Origin of the sequence: Acinetobacter sp. CIP 102129, from assembly GCF_000368305.1 — a bacterium.
In the GTDB taxonomy this organism is placed as follows: domain Bacteria; phylum Pseudomonadota; class Gammaproteobacteria; order Pseudomonadales; family Moraxellaceae; genus Acinetobacter; species Acinetobacter parvus.
The window spans coordinates 590,143-609,483 of sequence record NZ_KB849341.1; the positions used below are offsets into that span (position 1 = coordinate 590,143).

General features: G+C 42.6%; 17 protein-coding genes and 1 pseudogene. 6 read left to right on the forward strand and 12 right to left on the reverse strand.

Annotated features, from left to right (window positions below; translation table 11 throughout):
- Positions 1-325 precede the first annotated feature (325 nt).
- The 10 genes and pseudogenes from F973_RS10840 to F973_RS10885 form a co-directional block, all read right to left on the reverse strand.
- The gene (locus tag F973_RS10840; protein WP_004682787.1) at positions 326-646 is read right to left on the reverse strand and encodes an RnfH family protein; all 321 of its coding nucleotides are present in this window, start codon (positions 644-646) and stop codon (positions 326-328) included.
- Entirely contained in the window at positions 646-1,728 is a 1,083-nt protein-coding gene (locus F973_RS10845) for an SLC5/6 family protein (protein WP_004761791.1), read from the reverse strand. The genes F973_RS10840 and F973_RS10845 overlap by 1 nt, the downstream gene beginning before the upstream one ends.
- 193 nt (positions 1,729-1,921) lie before the next feature.
- A pseudogene (locus F973_RS10850) lies at positions 1,922-2,212 on the reverse strand (bacteriohemerythrin); the annotation flags it as partial.
- Between the two features lie 400 nt (positions 2,213-2,612).
- The gene (locus F973_RS10855; protein ID WP_004682790.1) at positions 2,613-3,461 is read right to left on the reverse strand and encodes a class II glutamine amidotransferase; all 849 of its coding nucleotides are present in this window, start codon (positions 3,459-3,461) and stop codon (positions 2,613-2,615) included.
- A 98-nt stretch (positions 3,462-3,559) separates the two neighbouring features.
- On the reverse strand, positions 3,560-4,336 hold the full coding sequence (locus F973_RS10860) for a GNAT family N-acetyltransferase (RefSeq protein ID WP_004757387.1): 777 nt from the start codon (positions 4,334-4,336) through the stop codon (positions 3,560-3,562).
- Between the two features lie 123 nt (positions 4,337-4,459).
- Positions 4,460-5,359, reverse strand: a complete 900-nt coding sequence (gene argB / locus F973_RS10865) for an acetylglutamate kinase (protein ID WP_004761795.1) — start codon at positions 5,357-5,359, stop codon at positions 4,460-4,462.
- Between the two features lie 14 nt (positions 5,360-5,373).
- The gene (locus F973_RS10870; RefSeq protein WP_004761797.1) at positions 5,374-6,795 is read right to left on the reverse strand and encodes a phosphomannomutase/phosphoglucomutase; all 1,422 of its coding nucleotides are present in this window, start codon (positions 6,793-6,795) and stop codon (positions 5,374-5,376) included.
- A 193-nt stretch (positions 6,796-6,988) separates the two neighbouring features.
- A complete protein-coding gene (dut, locus tag F973_RS10875) occupies positions 6,989-7,441 on the reverse strand; it encodes a dUTP diphosphatase (protein WP_004682795.1) in 453 nt (150 codons plus the stop codon).
- Positions 7,442-7,464: 23 nt separating this feature from the next.
- On the reverse strand, positions 7,465-9,504 hold the full coding sequence (locus tag F973_RS10880) for a UvrD-helicase domain-containing protein (RefSeq protein WP_004761799.1): 2,040 nt from the start codon (positions 9,502-9,504) through the stop codon (positions 7,465-7,467).
- Between the two features lie 223 nt (positions 9,505-9,727).
- Positions 9,728-10,381: a YiaD family glycine zipper/OmpA-like lipoprotein gene (locus F973_RS10885; protein ID WP_004761800.1), complete on the reverse strand. Its 654-nt coding sequence runs from the start codon at positions 10,379-10,381 to the stop codon at positions 9,728-9,730.
- Between the two features lie 383 nt (positions 10,382-10,764).
- Here F973_RS10885 and F973_RS10890 point away from each other — a divergent pair, with 383 nt between their 5' ends.
- The 6 genes from F973_RS10890 (at position 10,765) to F973_RS10915 (ending at position 15,468) form a co-directional block, all read left to right on the forward strand.
- Positions 10,765-11,682: an acyltransferase gene (locus tag F973_RS10890; RefSeq protein ID WP_004761801.1), complete on the forward strand. Its 918-nt coding sequence runs from the start codon at positions 10,765-10,767 to the stop codon at positions 11,680-11,682.
- A gap of 23 nt (positions 11,683-11,705) precedes the next feature.
- The gene (locus tag F973_RS10895; RefSeq protein ID WP_004761803.1) at positions 11,706-12,767 is read left to right on the forward strand and encodes a hypothetical protein; all 1,062 of its coding nucleotides are present in this window, start codon (positions 11,706-11,708) and stop codon (positions 12,765-12,767) included.
- A gap of 409 nt (positions 12,768-13,176) precedes the next feature.
- Complete coding sequence (gene minC, locus F973_RS10900; protein WP_004676589.1) at positions 13,177-13,896, forward strand: septum site-determining protein MinC; 720 nt, start codon at positions 13,177-13,179, stop codon at positions 13,894-13,896.
- Between the two features lie 73 nt (positions 13,897-13,969).
- The gene (gene minD / locus F973_RS10905) at positions 13,970-14,782 is read left to right on the forward strand and encodes a septum site-determining protein MinD (RefSeq protein ID WP_004676587.1); all 813 of its coding nucleotides are present in this window, start codon (positions 13,970-13,972) and stop codon (positions 14,780-14,782) included.
- 2 nt (positions 14,783-14,784) lie between these two features.
- Positions 14,785-15,057 (forward strand): cell division topological specificity factor MinE, encoded by a 273-nt coding sequence (gene minE, locus F973_RS10910; protein WP_004676585.1) that lies wholly within the window; start codon positions 14,785-14,787, stop codon positions 15,055-15,057.
- Positions 15,058-15,180: 123 nt separating this feature from the next.
- Complete coding sequence (locus tag F973_RS10915; RefSeq protein WP_004676583.1) at positions 15,181-15,468, forward strand: PA4642 family protein; 288 nt, start codon at positions 15,181-15,183, stop codon at positions 15,466-15,468.
- Between the two features lie 45 nt (positions 15,469-15,513).
- Here the strand turns inward: F973_RS10915 and rhtC are convergent, their stop codons facing one another.
- Together rhtC and F973_RS10925 are read right to left on the reverse strand one after the other, a co-directional pair.
- Complete coding sequence (gene rhtC, locus F973_RS10920; RefSeq protein WP_004676581.1) at positions 15,514-16,131, reverse strand: threonine export protein RhtC; 618 nt, start codon at positions 16,129-16,131, stop codon at positions 15,514-15,516.
- A gap of 127 nt (positions 16,132-16,258) precedes the next feature.
- On the reverse strand, positions 16,259-19,336 hold the full coding sequence (locus tag F973_RS10925; protein ID WP_004761804.1) for a DNA translocase FtsK: 3,078 nt from the start codon (positions 19,334-19,336) through the stop codon (positions 16,259-16,261).
- Positions 19,337-19,341: the final 5 nt, after the last annotated feature.

The following is a 19,341-nucleotide window of genomic DNA, read 5'->3' on the forward strand; positions in this document are numbered from 1 at the left end:
CCACTTTCCCATAAATAAAGCCCCTCATCGAAGCATTCGTGAGGGGTTTTATTCTGAGGGGCTGCTAATATTTCACAGATGCTTGCGACAGAGGACATTTTTTAGACGATACAAGGCATGACTTATGAGATTTAGCTATTCTAAATGAATAAGGCATAACGCAGTAGCGGCAAAAAATGTCCCTGTCCCGCAGGGTTATGGCTAAAACTGCCCCAAACTTCGTTATGAAACTTGACAAGGGTATCGCCATTGCCTGCGTTTCATGCCTTGTTTGTATGGTTTTAGCCTATAACGCAAGGCATGGCTGAAATATCAGCAGCCCCTCTTATTGTGATGGTCTAAACCGATTCCCCTTTACAAATCGACCAACTGGATTCTTTGCAGCTCGCTTACGTCGAATATCTTTGGGATTAATGGTTAAAGCGCGATAGACCTCAACACGGTCCCCAGCCTGCAATATTGTTTCAGCCTCAATTCTTGAACCAAAAACGCCCAACTGCAAAGGTTCAGGTAAACTGACCTGATCAGCCAAGCCACTGTTCTGGATTGCCTGCAATGCAGTCATGCCCTCAATAAAGGCAACGGCGATATGAAATTGATGCTCAGGGCTGGCAAAGGCAACCCAGACTTGTTTGCCCTGTTCCATTATAGACTTTGTCCAATAACGGCCACCATCGCAACAATAATGGAAAGTGGCAACACCAGACGCACGGCAATACGCCACAGGTTATAAAACAGTTCATTGCTAAAATTCATGGCTTTACGCAGATGGCTAATCTTCATGATCCAGCCTGCAAAAATGGCATAGATCAGGCAAATTACCAGTCCCCATAACATCAGTAAAACATTAAAGATTTGCTCAACCTGAGGTATGATCCAAACTGCAATGGCAGCAACAATAATCACCCACTGCACAATGACTGCAAGTTGACGTTGTGCCAACTGTTCTTTCGCCAATTGAATCAATAACGCGGCTGACATGATTGCAGCAAACACCCAGGCTAGAGCTGGAAGCTGGGCCTGAATTGAAAAGAATCCAAAAGCAATCACAGCAAATAACTGGGCTATCCAGATCGGTAATGTGGCTGAAGATGCATTGTCCTGCTTTTTAATTGTAGACAAGCTGCTCTGCCAATATAGACCCAAGCCTAAACCACTGGCCACCAGAGCCAAAACGGTGGCATTGCCCCATTCCCTAAACTCCACTCCTGTCCAGTGCCATGCCTGTAGCTGGGTTCCCATTACATTGGCAAGGATAAATGCGCTAATCACAGCAATTGCTGTCAGTGCAATTAACCATAAACGTGGAATAAAGGACACGCCAACAGCGATGATTGCCAAAACCGCAAAAATAATTTGGCTGGACATATCTGCTGCAAGTTGCAGAGCGACCACATGCGTTGCTGTGGTTAAAACACTCCCTGTAAAAAAGGGAACAAAAATCACAGCTAACCAGCCAACCAGACGCCATCTAGGTGAGGCATCCGCATCACGTGTTAAGCTGGAAAGTGCCTGTAATGCTGTGGTCTGTGAACGCTTTGCTAAAGCAATTTCAAGATAGCCAATGGGTAATGCCAACACAAACATAGTACCCAACCACAACAGCCAGAAGTCAAATTGACGATCAATCTGGATAACAACGGTAGGGGCCAATGTTGTGATCATGACAAAAGATAGGCAAAATGCCATCACTGGAGCCAGCCAGCGTGACAGAGCGGTGTCCTGCATAATGCATTCCTTGAAAAAATCCTTGAACTCATTGCACTTCTTTATGGAGCTTACAATGAAATATTCAATCTATTTTGCCTTTCTCAAGCTTGAAAATCAAAACAAAAGATGCCGAAAGAAAAAAGCAAATCACCCATTCAGATGATTTGCCGCGCATCATTTATTATTTTACTCGTTCGATCTCTTATTTATCATGCCCCCACTCAAAACGCTCTCGATAGGACTCTATTTTCTTGATAAATAAGTCATGTACGCGCTTGTGTGGTATACGGTATTTATAGTTTGCCTCTTCCTGCAAGCTTTCCTCGAAGATAAAATGTGACTGGGTATAATCAATAATATTATCCAGAATCCCTTTCATCTTTACCCGATCACTGGCATATTTTAAATCAGCAATTTCATTAATATAATCCAGAATACGACGATGTTGATCATCAATGACGTCTATTCCAGTATTATATTCGACAGACCACTTCATCCCCACACCCCACCTGAAAACCAACGTTATTTAGTGAATAAAAAGGCGAATTCAAACATCATATCGACAAATTTTTTAAATAAAAACACAGCATTTTTGTCAGATTTTAAAAATTTTCACTTAAAAACAATTAACCTATTGTCTTCTATTTAATTTAATATTATACCGATCAAAACACTCAAGTATTTTTTAATCAATGATAAAATTAACTTCATTATTTTAAATTATACTTTGGTATTAAAACCTATTATTCAGATTTTAAAGATAAGGCTCTATCACTTTAAATCAGGAATATATTTTTCACACCCATAACCTGCTTTAAAACCAGCAAGTGTTTTTAAATCTATAAAATGAATACCCTCTACAATATCTGAATGAGATAATAGCCATTCTGTTGTTCTCTTCCCTAATATTGGTCTGCCCTTGTTATGCGCTTTAATGCTGGATTTTCAGCTTCCCGCATAAGACGCTCGACCCGCGTTAAAGCATGTTTAGTCGGTTGACCATGTTCAAACAAGATCATTTCTCCAGGCTGATACGCTTTCCACGCTTCATTATGCGTTAAAGGTTCAGTGGTAATCACAGCCACACGATCTTCTGGGGTGGTCACCTCACTAAAGTCAACCTCGACATCCAGATCAATCAGGTGGGCATGCTGAAATGGGTATTCACGTACCAGCCAGTGCAGCTTGGTGGTTGCATAGCTAAACAGTGCCTTGCCATTGGACAGGCAGAAATTGAACGTGCCGAATTCAGCAATCTGTGGCGCAATACGCTCTAACAGGGAAAAGACTTTTTCGATACAAGGCTCGGTATAGCCAAATGTTTGAACCATTTGATCCAGCAAGTAACAGAATGCACGTTCACTATCGGTATTGCCCACAGGTTCAAAACGACCACTGAGTTGGGGATTAAAATCATGTAAATCGCCATTATGCGCAAAAATCCAATGCCGCCCCCATAACTCACGCAAAAATGGATGGGAATTTTCCAGCGTAATTTTGCCTTGTGTTGCTTTTCGGATATGTGCAATCACATTACGGGATTTAATCGGATAATTGCGAATTAAATCGGCAATTGGCGATTCAACCGCAGACTGATTATCGACAAATAGGCGACAGGCTTTATCTTCAAAAAAAGCAATACCAAAACCATCACAGTGATCAGACGTGACACCAGCTCGTTGGGAAAAACCACGAAAAGAAAAGGTAATGTCTGTAGGGGTGGCGCAATTCATTCCTAATAGCTGGCACATATCTTCTAACTTGCTAACATCTATGCCTATTGTGCATGAGGTTCAGATGCGTTGTAAATCTGAATATGTGCGCACTATTGGATGAAGTGTGATAATTCCTACCGTTGCGCCATTTTATTCATCACAAATGAGGTGGCGATCTTGTTCACTTCCAGAAATACAAAATAATCCAGACATTTAAAATCCTCATCATAAAAGGCTTGTTTGGAGAGTCTGGACTGCATGCCCAAATAGGTTTGAAATAGCTTAGGCATCTTTTCATCCTGCGGAAAGCTGTAGTCAGGACGCTCTGGTTCAAAGGCACGCTTGGAACGAATGTCAATGCTTTGATGATCCGCCAACTGCTGAAGCTGGCGATGGGTATAATAGGCACGCGCCAGATTATCCTCCAGATGAATACTGACACAGCCCATGAGGTATTTGGCACGCATCGACCAGAGCACTTTAGGGGCAAGATTCAGCCACAACATGGATAATGCCTTGCCAGATCGAAACTGTGGATGTACACAGGTACGTCCAATTTCCAAAACGTTTGGTAAATGGGACAAATGAGGGATGATTTCAAATTCCTGAGCACTGTAGCTCTGCCCAATTTCATGCCCCTGAAACAACTTGAGGCGAGTATAGGCAACAATTTCACCTGTCCATTTTTCACGTAATACCGCATGTTCACAGCCAAAATCATAAAGGTCCTGATCCAGGCCATCCTCAAAGGACAGTCCAAACTGGTGGCTAAACTGTGCTGCCCTAAAGCGTTGTACTTGTTGTAATTCTTTTAGATTATCCACCCACTCAAAACGAAACTGGTTTTGTGATGGTTTTTGGCGTAAAGGTGAAGTCAGTGTATGACGATACTGATTTAATTTTTCTAGCATAATGAAAGCTCCTTATGACTAGAGTTACCTTAAATCGCTTCAATGACACTTCAATGAATAAAACATGAACAGATGATGACGAAAAAAGAGACCTGTATGAGGTCTCTTTTTATTTGCAAAATCCTAGTGTTTTGCTCGATTGGTAATTAAAGTACCCACCCCATGATCGGTAAAGATTTCCAATAAGGTGGCATGTGGTACACGACCATCAACGATGTGTGCGCTGACTACACCACCTTTCACCGCATCCAGTGCACAACCCACTTTAGGAATCATACCACCATAGATCACACCAGTCTCAATCAGGCGATCAACTTCCTGCGTACTGAGTCCAGTCAACAGGTTTTTATTCTCATCCAATACCCCTGTGATATTGGTCAATAAAATCAATTTTTCAGCACCTAGGGCTTCCGCAACCTTGCCTGCCACCAAGTCTGCATTGATGTTATAGGTATTGCCCTCTTCATCCACACCCAAAGGCGCAATCACTGGAATAAAGTCACCTTGGGTAAACATTTCCAGTACATCTGTTTTAACACCTGTGACTTCACCCACCATACCCAAATCAATTTGAGTGACTGAACCGTCGGCTTCCTGTTTTTCCATCAGTAATTTACGGGCACGCAGCAAGTTACCATCTTTACCTGTTAAACCAATGGCACGGCCACCATGCTGGTTGATCAGGTTGACAATGGATTTATTGACACTACCGCCCAGCACCATTTCAACCACTTCCATCGTGGCTTGGTCAGTCACACGCATCCCATCAATACGGTCAGATTCCTGTCCAAGACGCTTCAACAATGAATCGACCTGTGGACCACCGCCATGGACCACAATTGGATTTAAACCCACTGTTTTCAACAACACAATGTCACGAGCAAATGAACTTTCCAGCTCTGGATCAGTCATGGCATTGCCACCATATTTGACCACCAGCGTTTTTCCTGCAAAACGCTGAATATACGGCAAAGCTTCAATCAAAATTTTTGCTTTATCAATGCCGATATGCTCGTGTGGCATGCGCCCTCTCCTTATTAAGCCTGTGCAAGTTCTTGTGCAATTTGTGGATATTGATGTTGCAGCATAGAAACAAATTTTTGGCGAATCTCAGTTAACCGATCTGGATGATCTGCATCAAAGCGGACAGTGAAGTATTCACCTGTGTTGGATGCTCGAATAATGCCAAAACCATCGTCAAAATCAAGCCTTACCCCATCAATTTTACTTAAACGAGCGCCTAAATGCTGGCTTAGCAGCTCAATCTCATCCAAAACCTGTTTAGGATTGACCTCATGCGTACTGATATAGGTATCTTCGGTACAATATCGTTCAGGGTAAATACTAAACAATTCAGACAGACTTTGAGCATTGGACTGGGTGAGGTATTCCATCACCCGTAACGCGGCATACAAACCATCATCGTAGCCAAAGCCACGTCCATCATTAAATACATAGTGGCCTGCATATTCACCACCAAATACGGCTGTACCTTGTGATTTGGACAAATAGGCACGCAGGAAACTGCTGCCCGTACGGATCATTTTGGCCTGACCATCAAGTTGCCCCACCGTATCAGCAACCATCCGAGAGCATTTCACATCAAATACGATTTCTTTATGCGGATGTTGTTGTAAGCATATTTGCGCAAATAAAGAGATGAGGCGGTCAGGACTAATAATATGTGCCTGTTCATCCAGCAATACGACCCGATCACCATCCCCATCAAGGGCAATACCCAAATCCGCTTTTTCAGCAATAATCGTGGCCTGCAATTGCTGCAAATGGGCAGCATGGGATGGATCGGGTGCATGGTCTGGGAAATGGCCATTCGCCTCACAACGCAATGCAATGACTTCACAGCCCAAATTCTGCAAGACCTGTTTGGCACAGTGTCCTGCTGAACCATGTAAGCCATCCAGAACAATTTTTAAGGGGCGCAGCAACTGAATATCACTCAATAAGGATTGTTGATATTTTAAACAAAATTCAGGAATAATATGATGCGATAATTCTTGTAGATCAGTATTTTTTCCAATTTTTTCTGAGGCAAATTGAGCTGCTAAACCGACCTGCTGAATAATCTCAGGGCTAGGCGGTTCACCCTTTAAAATCCATTTAATACCATTGTCCGATTTAGGATTATGGCTGGCAGTGACCATAATACCATTCCCACCAAAATCACGGGCAATGTAGTACATCATTGGCGATGAACAGCAACCGATATTGGTCACGTTCAAGCCTTGCTGTTCTAATACTTTTTGAATAATATTGGCATAGCTTGGGCTGGTTAAACGTGCGTCATAGCCAATCACAATTTGAGTCTGCTCAGCATATTTATATTGTTGGGCTAAAGCATATGCAATGGAACATATAATATCTGGGGTAAGATTTGAAAGTTTTCCGCGAATATCATAAGCACGAAAAATATTCAGAGGAAACGTTTGTTGTATATTCACAGCAAGCCCTCTATTCTCAACATTTAAGAATAATTAAAAAATATAGACTATTAAGTAAATGAGTAGTCCTTATTCAGAAAAATTAAAATAATGAATCAGCTGCTTTTTAATCTAATTTTAAGGAACAATCAATATGAAAAATGCAACGTTTTTAAGCAAAACATTGCATTTAAAGTGATAATTAACGAAAAACTTACTGTTTCCCAGTATGTCCAAAACCACCTGCACCACGCCCAGTTGCAACAAATTCTTCCACTTGTTCAAATTCTGCCTGTACCACAGGCACTAAAACATATTGTGCCAAACGTTCACCTGGTTCCAGACGGAAAGTGTTTTGTCCACGGTTCCACACAGAAACCATCAATTCACCTTGATAATCCGAGTCAATTAAACCCACTAAATTACCCAATACGATGCCATGCTTATGTCCCAAACCCGAACGTGGTAAGATCAAGCCCGCAAAGTTTGGATCTTCAATATAAATGGCCAGACCAGTTTTGACCAGGACGGTTTCACCCGCTGCAATCTCAATCGCTTCATCTAAACAGGCACGTAAATCCAGACCTGCTGAACCTGTAGTTGCATAGGCAGGCATTGCCCACTCCTGACCTAAACGGGCATCTAATACTTTAACCTGAACTTTCATGACAAATTCCTACTGATGATTTATTAACGTTTCAATAAAGCTCTTAAATTGGCGAGATGCTGTTGAGCCTGTTCTTTCGGATCAACATTCGGGGCAAGTTTCTTTTTACGACCATGCCACTCCAGTTCATCCTGTGGCAATTCATCCAGAAAACGGCTTGGGGTCATTTGACGCATCTGCCCACCATTCTTGCGTTGCTCAGCCAAAGTCAGGGTTAGACCCTGACGCGCACGGGTAATTCCTACATACATTAAACGGCGTTCTTCCTCAATCGTTTCAGCCGCAATCGAGTTTTTATGTGGTAATAGTTCTTCTTCTAGCCCAATCATGTACACATACGGAAATTCCAGCCCTTTCGCTGCATGTAATGTCAACAAATTCACCTTATCCGTGTCTTCTTCTTCCTGTTGCTGCTCCAGCATATCCAGCAGCACCAGCTTGCGAATCACGCTTTCAATATTTTTCTCATCAACATCATCAGTGCGATTAATTAGATTTTGAATACTGGTATATAGACTCTCGATATTGTCGAGTTTGGTTTTTTCCTGTGCAGGAGTCGCAGCCTGTTCACGGACATAGTCGATATAACCCGCTTCCATAATCATCTGACGAACCTTAGGCACAGGCGTATCATCATCCAGTAATTCACGGGTAAAAGTGGCAATAAATTCGGCAAACTCATGCAATTGTGTGGCTGCTTTTTTTGGCAATACCATAGCTAAACGCTGGTCTGATGATGCGGTAAGCAATGACAAGGTATTTTCCTGTGCAAACAAGCCAAGCTTTTCCAGTGTCACAGGACCAATGGCTCGTTTTGGCGTATTGATAATACGCAAGAATGCACTGTCATCTTCTGGATTGATAATTAAGCGTAAATAGCTCATCACATCCTTAATCTCGGCACGAGCAAAGAATGATTGACCACCTGATAGTTTATAAGGAATCTGCATTTGGCGCAGTTGCGTTTCCAGAACCCGTGCCTGAAAGTTGCCACGATATAAAATTGCGTAGTCTTTCCAGCTTTTGCCATTCATTAGTTTATGCGTAATCAGGTCTTTCACCACCCGTTCAGCTTCATCATCGTCATTTAAACAGGTGATAATCCGAATGGTTTCACCATGTCCCTTGTCACTCCACAATTTCTTGTCAAAGATATGTGGATTATTACCAATGACAGCATTTGCTGCTTTGAGGATACGGCTGGTGGAGCGATAGTTTTGCTCCAGCTTGATCACGTTTAAATTATGAAAATCTTCTTTCAGCAATGCCATGTTTTCAGGCTTTGCTCCACGCCATGCGTAAATGGACTGGTCATCATCACCAACGGCGGTGAACTGCCCCATTACCCCAACCAGAAGCTTAACCAGGGTATATTGGGCGGTGTTGGTATCCTGATATTCATCGACCAATAAATAACGGACACGGTTTTGCCATTTTTCTCGCACCTCAGCATTTTCCTGAAGCAAGCGGGTTGGCAGCACAATCAAGTCATCGAAATCAACCGCATTATAGGCACGTAGGTTACGTTCATAGAGTTGATACAAATGGGCAAGTTGAACATCCTCAACTGTTTCACAGACAGAATGCGCCTGTTCAGGGATGATGAGATCATTCTTCCAGTCTGAAATCTTCTTCATTGCCTTGGCAATGAGTTCCTTACTCTCCGCACCAGACAGGTTGTCACGCTGCATCAAGTCCATCAGGATACGTTTGCAGTCATCAGCATCTAAAATGGAAAAATTATTTTTAAGCGGTAAATGTTTAAGTTCCAAACGTAATAAATTCAAACCAAAGGTATGAAACGTTGAAACAGAAAGCCCTTTGGCCTCTTCACGGGAAAGTAGTTTCCCCACACGCTCTTTCATCTCACGTGCGGCCTTATTGGTAAAGGTCATCGCGGTAATACGGTAGGCAGGTATCCCACATTGCTTCACCAAATAGGCAATTTTTTGGGTAATCACAGATGTTTTACCAGAACCTGCTCCTGCAAGCACCAACAAAGGCCCTTGAACATATTTCATGGCTTCATATTGCTTGTCATTGAGTTGACTACCAGTCGACATCTTTACATACCCCTCATTTTTGAGCCCGATTTTGCGAGACTAAGTATAGACATCTCCGTTTTAGAATCCTAATCCTAAATCTCAGGATATGTATAAATTATAATGCCTCGCTCAACCCATACGTCGCCACTCGTCGCACTAATTATATTAAAAGTTCCAACACCCTAATTTTAGGCAATAAAAAACCAGCCGAAGCTGGTTTCCCACAAATCAGTAAAGAAGATTACTGTTTTGCATAAATGCTGATTTCAACACGACGGTTTTGTTCACGGCCAGAAGCAGTGCTGTTGTCCGCAATTGGGTTTGATGAACCATAACCTTGCGCATCAATACGGCCCGCTGATACACCCTGACTTGCCAAATAGCTTTTTACTGACTGAGCACGCGCTTGAGACAATGGAATGTTGATTGAGTCATTACCTGTATTGTCTGTATAACCAGTTACAAGAATCGCACTCTGGTTATCTTCAGCCAAAGTTTGCGCCACTTTGTTCAAGGTACCATAGAAGTTTGGCTTAATGTTTGACTTGTTGGTGTCAAATGTAATGCTACCAGGCATAATCAATTGAACTGAACCATCTGCATTACGGCCCACGTCTACACCAGTACCCTGCATTTGTTGACGTAGTTTTTTCTCTTTATCGTCAAGATATAAACCGCCAGCACCACCAAGCACCGCACCAATTGCCGCAGCACGGTTATTTTGCTTACTTGTGTTTGCATTACCTTTAGATATGCCATAACCTGCCGCAGCACCAATTATTGTACCTAGGGCAGCTTTATCATATTCTACGCCACCCATGTTATTACCTGTAGTTTGGCAACCAGAAAGTACCAATCCAGCCCCAACCAGTGTTGAAATTACTAATGCACGCATTGCGTAGCTCCTGTCTATGTATTTTTGTCTGATCAAATAATGAATGAGAAAATTCAGCTAGACCATTGATATTTTGTTAATAATAAACAATTTATTTATCTTTTTGTAATATTTTGATGCATTTTACTTCATAAAATCCTCATATTCTCTCCATTATTTTCAATTTATCGGATTTCTAAAAATATGAGATATATGTTTCAATAAAAGTTATTTAAGAACTTTATAAATGCTGGGTGCTTCACATATGATAAAGTGGATTAAAATTGCAGAAAATGGGTAAGTCCATAAAAAATGTCAACATCTTCAAATATACAATTGTATTGCAATTTCCGTTGTTTATAGTTGGAACATCTTTTTAAATCTCTGTACTCAAGGTTAGATTTATGTCTACTGCCCATAAAAAAGCATCCTTATTGCAAAAAGTCAGTAAAGGACTCACAGTTGGTTCAGTCATTACAGGAAGCACGTTTTTACATGGTCCCCCTGTTTTGGCACTCGGTTTTACCAAGCTGTTTAAAAAATCAAAAAAAGTAGACGAAACCAATATTCAATTGACCAATAGCTGGATTGGTGTAAACAACCACCTGATTGAAAAGGTGCTGCCAAACCTAAAGTGGGATATCAGCATTGATGAAAAGCTTGACCTTAATTTACAGGGCCGCTATATGATGATTTGTAACCATCAAAGCTGGGTGGATACCACAGTGAACCAGTATTTTGGTTTAAGCCGTATGCCCCTTACCCGTTTCTTTACCAAATGGGAACTTATTTTCATTCCGTTTGTGGGTCAGGCATTTAAAATCCTGGGTTTCCCGATGATGAAACGCCACACCAAGGAACAGATTGCAAAAAATCCTGAACTGAAGTCACGCGATATGTATGAGGCGCGAAAAGCCTGCGAACAGTTATTGAGCCAGCCGTTTACCCTTTTAAACTATCTGGAAGGTACACGTTTCACTCCAGAAAAGCATGCACAGCAGCAATCCCCATATAAAAACCTGCTCAAGCCTAAAGCAGGCGGTCTGGCATTGGCCTTGAATATTCTGGGAGATAAGATTGATGCCCTGGTTGACATGACTATTGTCTATCCAGACGGCGTACCAGACTATGGAGATTTCTGGCTTGGCGATGTTCCACGCATTGCAGTGGATTTGCGTCAAATTGACATTCCTAATTGGGTGGTTGGCGGTAATTATGAAGATGATCCTGTTTATCGGGAACGTTTCCAAAAATGGGTGGATCAGGTCTGGACTGAAAAAGATCAACTCATTACTGCAATGAAATCCAAATATAAGCCATAATTTTTTTAGGGATTAAACAAGAAATGACCCAGCAGGACTCAGGACAAAACCCTAAATATAATAATGTGAATCCGAATAGTAAGTTTTTTAAACTATTCCTCGCCTATGATATTTTCATGGTCTTTATCATTGTTTTCAATCTATTCTGTCTGGGCATGAACTTTTTCCTCATGAGCAACATTGGGGAATGGTTTTTCAACACCATCCATCTTCCCAGTGTCCTTGAGTTCTATCGTACATATTTACATCCCTGGGTGATTACCACTGAAGCATGGTTTATTATTTTTTTAATCACTGAGCTGGCGGTACGCTGGCTACTCTCAATTGTGCAAAAACATCATGCACGCTGGTGGTTCTTTCCCTTTATCCACTGGTATGAGATTCTGGCCATCATTCCACACCTGCGTTTTTTGCGCTTATTTCGTGCAGGTATCATCGCCTACCGTTTATATGAACTTGGCTACAAGGTCATTCCAGACAATATCCGCATTAAGGCGATGTTTTATTACAGTGTGATCATGGAAGAACTGTCTGACCGTGTGGTGATCACCGTGATTGATGGTATAAGACACGAACTTGAAACCAGCTCCACGCACAAAAAGATTATCCACGACCTGGTTGATCATCATCGTGAATTGTTTACAATCACGCTTTCCTCCATGCTACAGGAATCGCTAGCCAAGGCATTACAGCAGCAACAGCCTGTGATTACTCAGAAAGTGGGTATCATCGTTAATCAGGCGATTGAGGATACACCTGAGCTGACACAACTGCTGCGTTTGATTCCAATTGTCGGGGGGCGGATTGAACAGCAGATTCAGAGTATTGGACAACGTCTGGGTGAGAATATCAGTGCGGGTTTAATTGAGCCATTTACAGCAGGTTCCCTACATCGCCCCAATGAAAACTATCAACTTATCGCAGAAAAGGTCAGTGAACTGAACATTGACAACCAATATCTGGAACAGCTGGTGGAATCGGTGGTATTTGAAAGCCTTGAAGCAATACGAAAGCAGGTCAAGATCAAACAGTGGCAGCAAACTTTGCAGGAATACGATCAATTGGATAAAAAATCAGAAAGTTGACAAGAAAATTTACCAATCACGCTAGAGAATTACTGTAATTTGTTCTAGCATTTGCTCTTATTTACAACATATGCAGGGCATTGCCCTTAGGGTCTGTTGACATTTCACCTTGCGAGCTTTCAGCTCTCATTGCGACAGAGGACATTTTTTAGACGATACAAGGCGTGGCTTATGCAATTTAGTCATTCTAAATAAATAAGACATAACGCCGTAGCGGCAAAAAATGTCCCTGTCCCGCAGGGTTATGGCTAAAACTTCCCTAAACTGCGTTATGAAACTTGACAAGGGGATCGCCATTGCCTACGTTTCATGCCTTGTTTATGTCGTTTTAGCCGATAACGCAATGCATGGCTGAAATATCAACAGACCCTATACAATAGAGTGCTTAAAAAGCCCTGAAGGATAAATTATGGCTGATATACGGATTACGGGCAGAATGGTGAATTTTAGTCGACTGACTTTCGACACAAATGACCATGCTGCAATCCGACAGCAACTGACAAGCACACTCAATGAGGGTTCTTATTTAGGGACTTTAGTCATTATTGACAGTACCGTCGAGCAAGAGCTGATTGCCCTGATCCAACTGTTAATTGATTTGGGTTTACAGCCAATGGCGGTGATCGATGGTATCCTGGGAGATGAGGCACGCGCAATCCAGTTCCCTGTTTTGCCTACCGATCAGCCCTTGCAACGCATCAAGGCCTCTAAAGAGCAGGTCGTTGACCATGCACCTGAAAAAACAGTCGATAGCACTGCAATACAAACACCACAAAAAAACACATCGGTTACCCATGTCACCTCATATCATGATGAGATTTTGCGTACAGGTCAGTCTTTGGTACAGGATCAGGGCGATATTATCCTGAATGCTGGCATGAATAGTGGATCAGAAGTGATTGCATCTGGAAATATTCACATCTATGGCAATGCCCGTGGTAGAGTCATTGCAGGCGCAGGTGGACATGGCTCAGCACGTATTTTCTGCAATTCTCTGGAAGCGGAACTGATCTCGATTGCAGGAACCTATTGTGTGGCGGATGATATCCCCAAAGATATGATCAAAAAACCTGTACATATTTATTTAAATAACAAGCAAGAGCTTGAATTTGAACCCTTACAGTTTTAACTTAACTGATTAAGTCAAAAAAGCACCAAAAAGCCCTTTTAGGGGCGTATGACCATAAATAGGAGTGGATTCGGTGGCCAAAATTGTTGTCGTAACATCAGGCAAAGGTGGTGTAGGTAAAACTACAACAAGTGCAGCTTTTGCAACAGGTTTAGCCCTACGTGGTCATAAAACTGTTGTGATTGATTTCGATGTGGGTTTACGTAACCTTGATTTGATTATGGGCTGTGAACGCCGTGTGGTTTATGACTTTGTCAATGTCATCAATAATGAAGCCCGTCTACAGCAAGCACTGATCCGTGATAAAGACATTGAAAACCTGTTCATTTTGCCTGCATCACAAACGCGTGATAAAGATGCGCTGAGTGATGAAGGTGTAGCGCGCGTCATCGACGAGCTTTCACAGGAATTTGACTACATTATCTGTGACTCTCCTGCTGGAATTGAACGTGGTGCGATTCTAGCCATGTACCATGCGGATGAAGCCATCATTGTCACTAACCCTGAGATTTCATCGGTTCGTGACTCTGACCGTATCATTGGCATGCTGGACAGCAAGACCAGAAAAGTTGAACAAAATGAAGGCCGTATCCGTAAGCACCTTTGTATCACACGTTTCAACCCTGAACGTGCAGATAAACAGGAAATGCTGACCATTGATGATATTTCTAAAGATATTTTACGTGTTCCAACTTTGGGCGTGATTCCAGAGTGTCCAAGCGTGCTACAGGCATCGAACGAAGGTAAACCTGTGATTCTTTATCCAGAAGCAAAGGCTGGACAAGCCTATGATGATCTGGTTGCTCGTTTCCTTGGCGAAGACCGTCCTTATCGACACATTGCAGTGCAGCCAAAAGGTTGGTTGGCTAGACTATTTGGAGCGTAATTATGGCAGGATTCTGGAGTAAACTGTTTAGCGGTGATGAAAAACCATCAAGTGCACAAACGGCTAAAGATCGTTTAAAGGTCATTGTTGCATCTGAACAGGGATTGGGTCGCCGTTTAGGGCAAGACAAACTTGATCAAATGAAGAAAGAAATCATGCAAGTGGTCAGTCGTTATGTGCGTGGTGTGGATGAACAGCATATCCAAATGCAGGTTCGCTCAGAAGCAAATATTGAAATGCTTGAGATGAATATCAATTTACCTGAAGAACGATAGAAGTTTTTCTATTAGCGATTTTTCGCAAATAAAGGCAGAATACGTGAGTGGATTTGGAAAGCATTGCTTTCATCCACTTCAAGGATTTTGCCTTTATTGTTTTATAAAACTGAGGAGATTGTCATGGCATTATCACAGCCAGCAACTTTCAATGAAGAATGGTCAGATGAGCGTGTGTTTGCCTACCTCAACCAGCTTCCACCAGCGGGTGTAAATGCTGACTTCCATGTGCTCTATCATGCATTCAAGCATATGCGTCCACATGACTATGAGCGTTTGATTACCAAGTTTCTGGCAGATGGCCGTGACCTGAATGCAACCAATCCAGAGGGGCAGCGCATCCATGATGTCATCGCACAGTATCCTCGTCAAAAAGAGGGTTTTCTGGAAGTTTTAGCGAAATTCGCTTAATAAAAAAAAGCCTGCATCATGCAGGCTTTTTCTTTATATCTATTATTATCGATTGCCAATCAGATAAACACCCAATAAAGTGAATATTCCACCAGAAATGCCATCAATCCATTTGGCAAAGTTTTGGTATGCAGTTCTAAATGTGGGCAAGGAAAAAACAAAGGCAACCAATAAGAACCACAAGGCTGTCTCAATTGACACAATAATAAAAAGCAGGGAATGATGCTGGTCAAATAAAGGATTGGCTAAAAACAGTGAAAATACACTACCAAAGTAAATAATCGCCTTGGGATTCGACAGGTTGGTGAGCAGACCTTTCATAAAGAATAGATAAGGTGATTGAGGTAGGACCATCTGTTTTACTGTTTCATCACCCTTTGAAAAGGCTGAGCGTAGCATCTGGAAACCGAGCCAGCATAAATACAGGCCACCTGCAATTAAAAGGCCCTGCTTTAGCCATGCCATCTTTTCAAAAATAATATTCAGCCCCATGAGTGCCAATAAAGACCACAACATCGCACCCAAACAAATACCGAGAACCACCAATACCGCATCTTTGCGGGAGCGACTAATTGCAGTTTGGGAAACTAAGAAAAAATCTGGACCAGGGGTAATCAATGCACAAAAATGAATAAAGATGAGCGTACATAATGCAACCCACATAGCCAAACCCAGTGTTAAAACCCTAAAGGTTTAGCTTAAATAAAAAACGTGATTATTACCATATAAAAACAAGAAAATAAAAACGACAAAGCCTCAGAATAGAGGCTTGGTTAATGGAATATGATCGTTAAACCAGAATATCCCGTTTGCCATTTGCTCCCATTGCACTGACAATCCCATTTTCTTCCATTTGATCAACAATACGGGCAGCACGATTATAGCCCAGACTAAATTTACGCTGGATAGATGAAGTAGATACTTTACGGGTTTCCAGTACAAAAGATACACACTGATCATATAATGCATCCCGACTTGGATCACCCTCTCCATCCTCAAAACCACGGGATGTTGGCTCTTCGTCAAATGGGGTCAGGATTTCATCAACATAATCAGGCTCACCACGTTCACGCCAAGCATCACAGATACGGTTGACCTCATCATCACTGATAAATGCACCATGTACACGTTCAGGTTCAATCTTCCCTGGTCCAAGGAACAGCATATCACCATGACCAAGCAGATCTTCTGCCCCGCCCGCATCCAGAATGGTACGTGAGTCAATTTTACTGTTTACACGCAGTGCCACACGGGTTGGGATATTGGCCTTAATCAGGCCTGTAATCACATCTACAGAGGGGCGCTGTGTCGCAAGTAGTAAATGAATGCCTGCCGCACGGGATTTCTGTGCCAAACGGGTAATCATCTCTTCAGCTTTTTTACCGACCTGCATGATCATATCAGCAAACTCATCGGCAACGATGACGATCGAAGGGAGTGGGGTCAATCGCGGTGCGCGCTCCCCCACAACCGAATCACTTGCTTTCCAGGTTGGATCAATCAGGTCCTCACCATTGGCAATCGCCTCTTCCACCTTGCGGTTGTAGTCACTAAGTTTACGGATTTTTAGGAATGACATTAGTTTGTAACGGCGTTCCATTTCATTCACACACCAGTTTAATGCACTGACCGCATCTTTCATGTCAGTGACTACTGGTGTTAACAAATGTGGAATATCATTATAGTTGGCCAATTCCAACTGTTTCGGGTCAATCAGGATCAGGCGCAACTGATCAGGTGTATATTTCAGCAACATCGAAAGGATCATCGAGTTGACCGCAACCGATTTACCCGAACCTGTAGTACCCGCAACCAGCATATGTGGCGCCTTGGCTAAATCAGTCAGTACAGGATTACCAGAAATATCCTTACCCATCGCCATACTAATTAAATTATTGGGATCACGATACGTTGGTGTTTCCAATAATTCGATCAAACGTACCATTTCACGGCTACTGTTCGGTACTTCAATGCCGATATACGGTTTCCCTGGAATCACCTCAACTACACGTACTGAAGCCATCGACATAGAACGCGCCAAGTCACGCGAAATATTGGTGACTTTGGATGCCTTGACCCCTGGTGCAAGATCAAGTTCAAAACGTGTGACCACTGGACCTGGCTGGGCTTCCACCACCTGTGCCTTAACGTTAAATTCCTGTAGCTTGATTTCCAGAAGCTCTGACAATCGGGCTAATTGTTCAGCAGTGAAGTTCACCTTTTTATTTGGATCAACATCATCCAGTAGTTCCAGACCTGGTAAGGTTGGCAAGTCACGGCGTTTCTGCGCCACTTGCATGGCACGGGACATTGGACGACCAAACGAATCGGTTAATGGCGCATCCAGATCAAAATCATCTTCAATATTCAGGTCTGCATCAGGTTCAGCCTTACCTGCGGTCTCCTGCCAGGCCTCAATAAAGGCTTCCTTGGAAAGTGTCTCTTTTGGTGCGGCGACCTCAATTGGCGCTTTTACAAAAGCAGAGGACTGAGCATAACTTGAAGCTTGAGGTCTTATATTTTCCTGCTCTTCATCAACAAGAAGATCGTTAAACTCATCAAACGCTTCACTTGTAGAACTGTGCTTCTCTTCCTGAACAACATTTTGAACTGAAGACGCATGTGGCTGGACTACAATGGTTTGTGCCGATTCTGCGATCAATGCCTCTATATCGGCTTCAAACTCCACCACATTCACTTGTTCATGAAAGTTTGAATGTGCTGGAACATCTTGCGTAAACGGCGTGTGCGTTGCAGTTTTATTATTTGGAACGGCAGCCAGCAACTCATCAAAAATTTGGTCATCATTCCAGTCTAAATTGCTACCGCTTTCTCTTTGCAAAGTAGGTTCGATCCGTTGAGACTGCATGGTATTGTAGGATGCCACATGCTGATCAGAATCATCGGCAGCCTTTAACAACGCATCAATCTCCTGTTTATGGCTGATATCATCGCTTTGCAGCGCACGCCATACCTCACCCGTCTGAATCAGGCGTTGGCTTTCCGCTTCCAGTTGATGTGCCTTTTGCAGGGTTTGTTCAAAATCCTCAATGACATGGGCTTCGTCTGAATGGACACTTTGCTGCTCTTTCGCAACCACATCCGCAAATAATCTTTCTGCCACCTGTTGATGATGTGAATCCTCCACTTTAGCTGATTGATCATTCTGTTTTAAATCAACCACTTTAATTTCAGGAGTATTCGCGACCGCAGACTCAGTTTTAACTTTATTTTTAATGGCAGGTGTTTCTTTAGTCAATTGTTCAGTGAGGTCATAGGCCGACTCGGTCTGTGGTACATTTTTATAAAACAGGTCCTGCAAATAAGCGGGCGTATTTTTCAATGTCACCCAGGTTTTGTCCCACTGGATTCCAAATGCCAAGGTAATCAATACAATGCCAAATATCAGTAAGAATAAGGTTGCCCCATAAATCGTCAGCAACTGCGATAAACTCTGTCCCAGCTCATAACCGATAATGCCACCCGCCGCATTTTCCAGCGTGTCGGCTGGCATATTCCAGTGTAAATACAACAGGCTCGATAACGATAAAATCAGGAAAAACTGGGCCGCATAACGAAACGGGCGATTTAGAAAACTTCTTGGCCACCAGACCTGAATCGCTTCCATAAACAGGAATAATGGAATCAGCAGGCTAGCCCAGCCTAGAAAGCCAAACAACAGATCCGCAATCCAGGCACCTGCCACCCCACTGGCGTTGGAAACCTGCTGGGTATCACTGGAGATATGCATCCATCCTGGATCAAATGGTGTATAAGTCACTGTGGCAAGAAATAGGTAAATGCCAAAAGAAATCAAAAATAATGTCATTAAAAAGCGTTGTGCATAAACACTTGACACCGCAGTCATATACA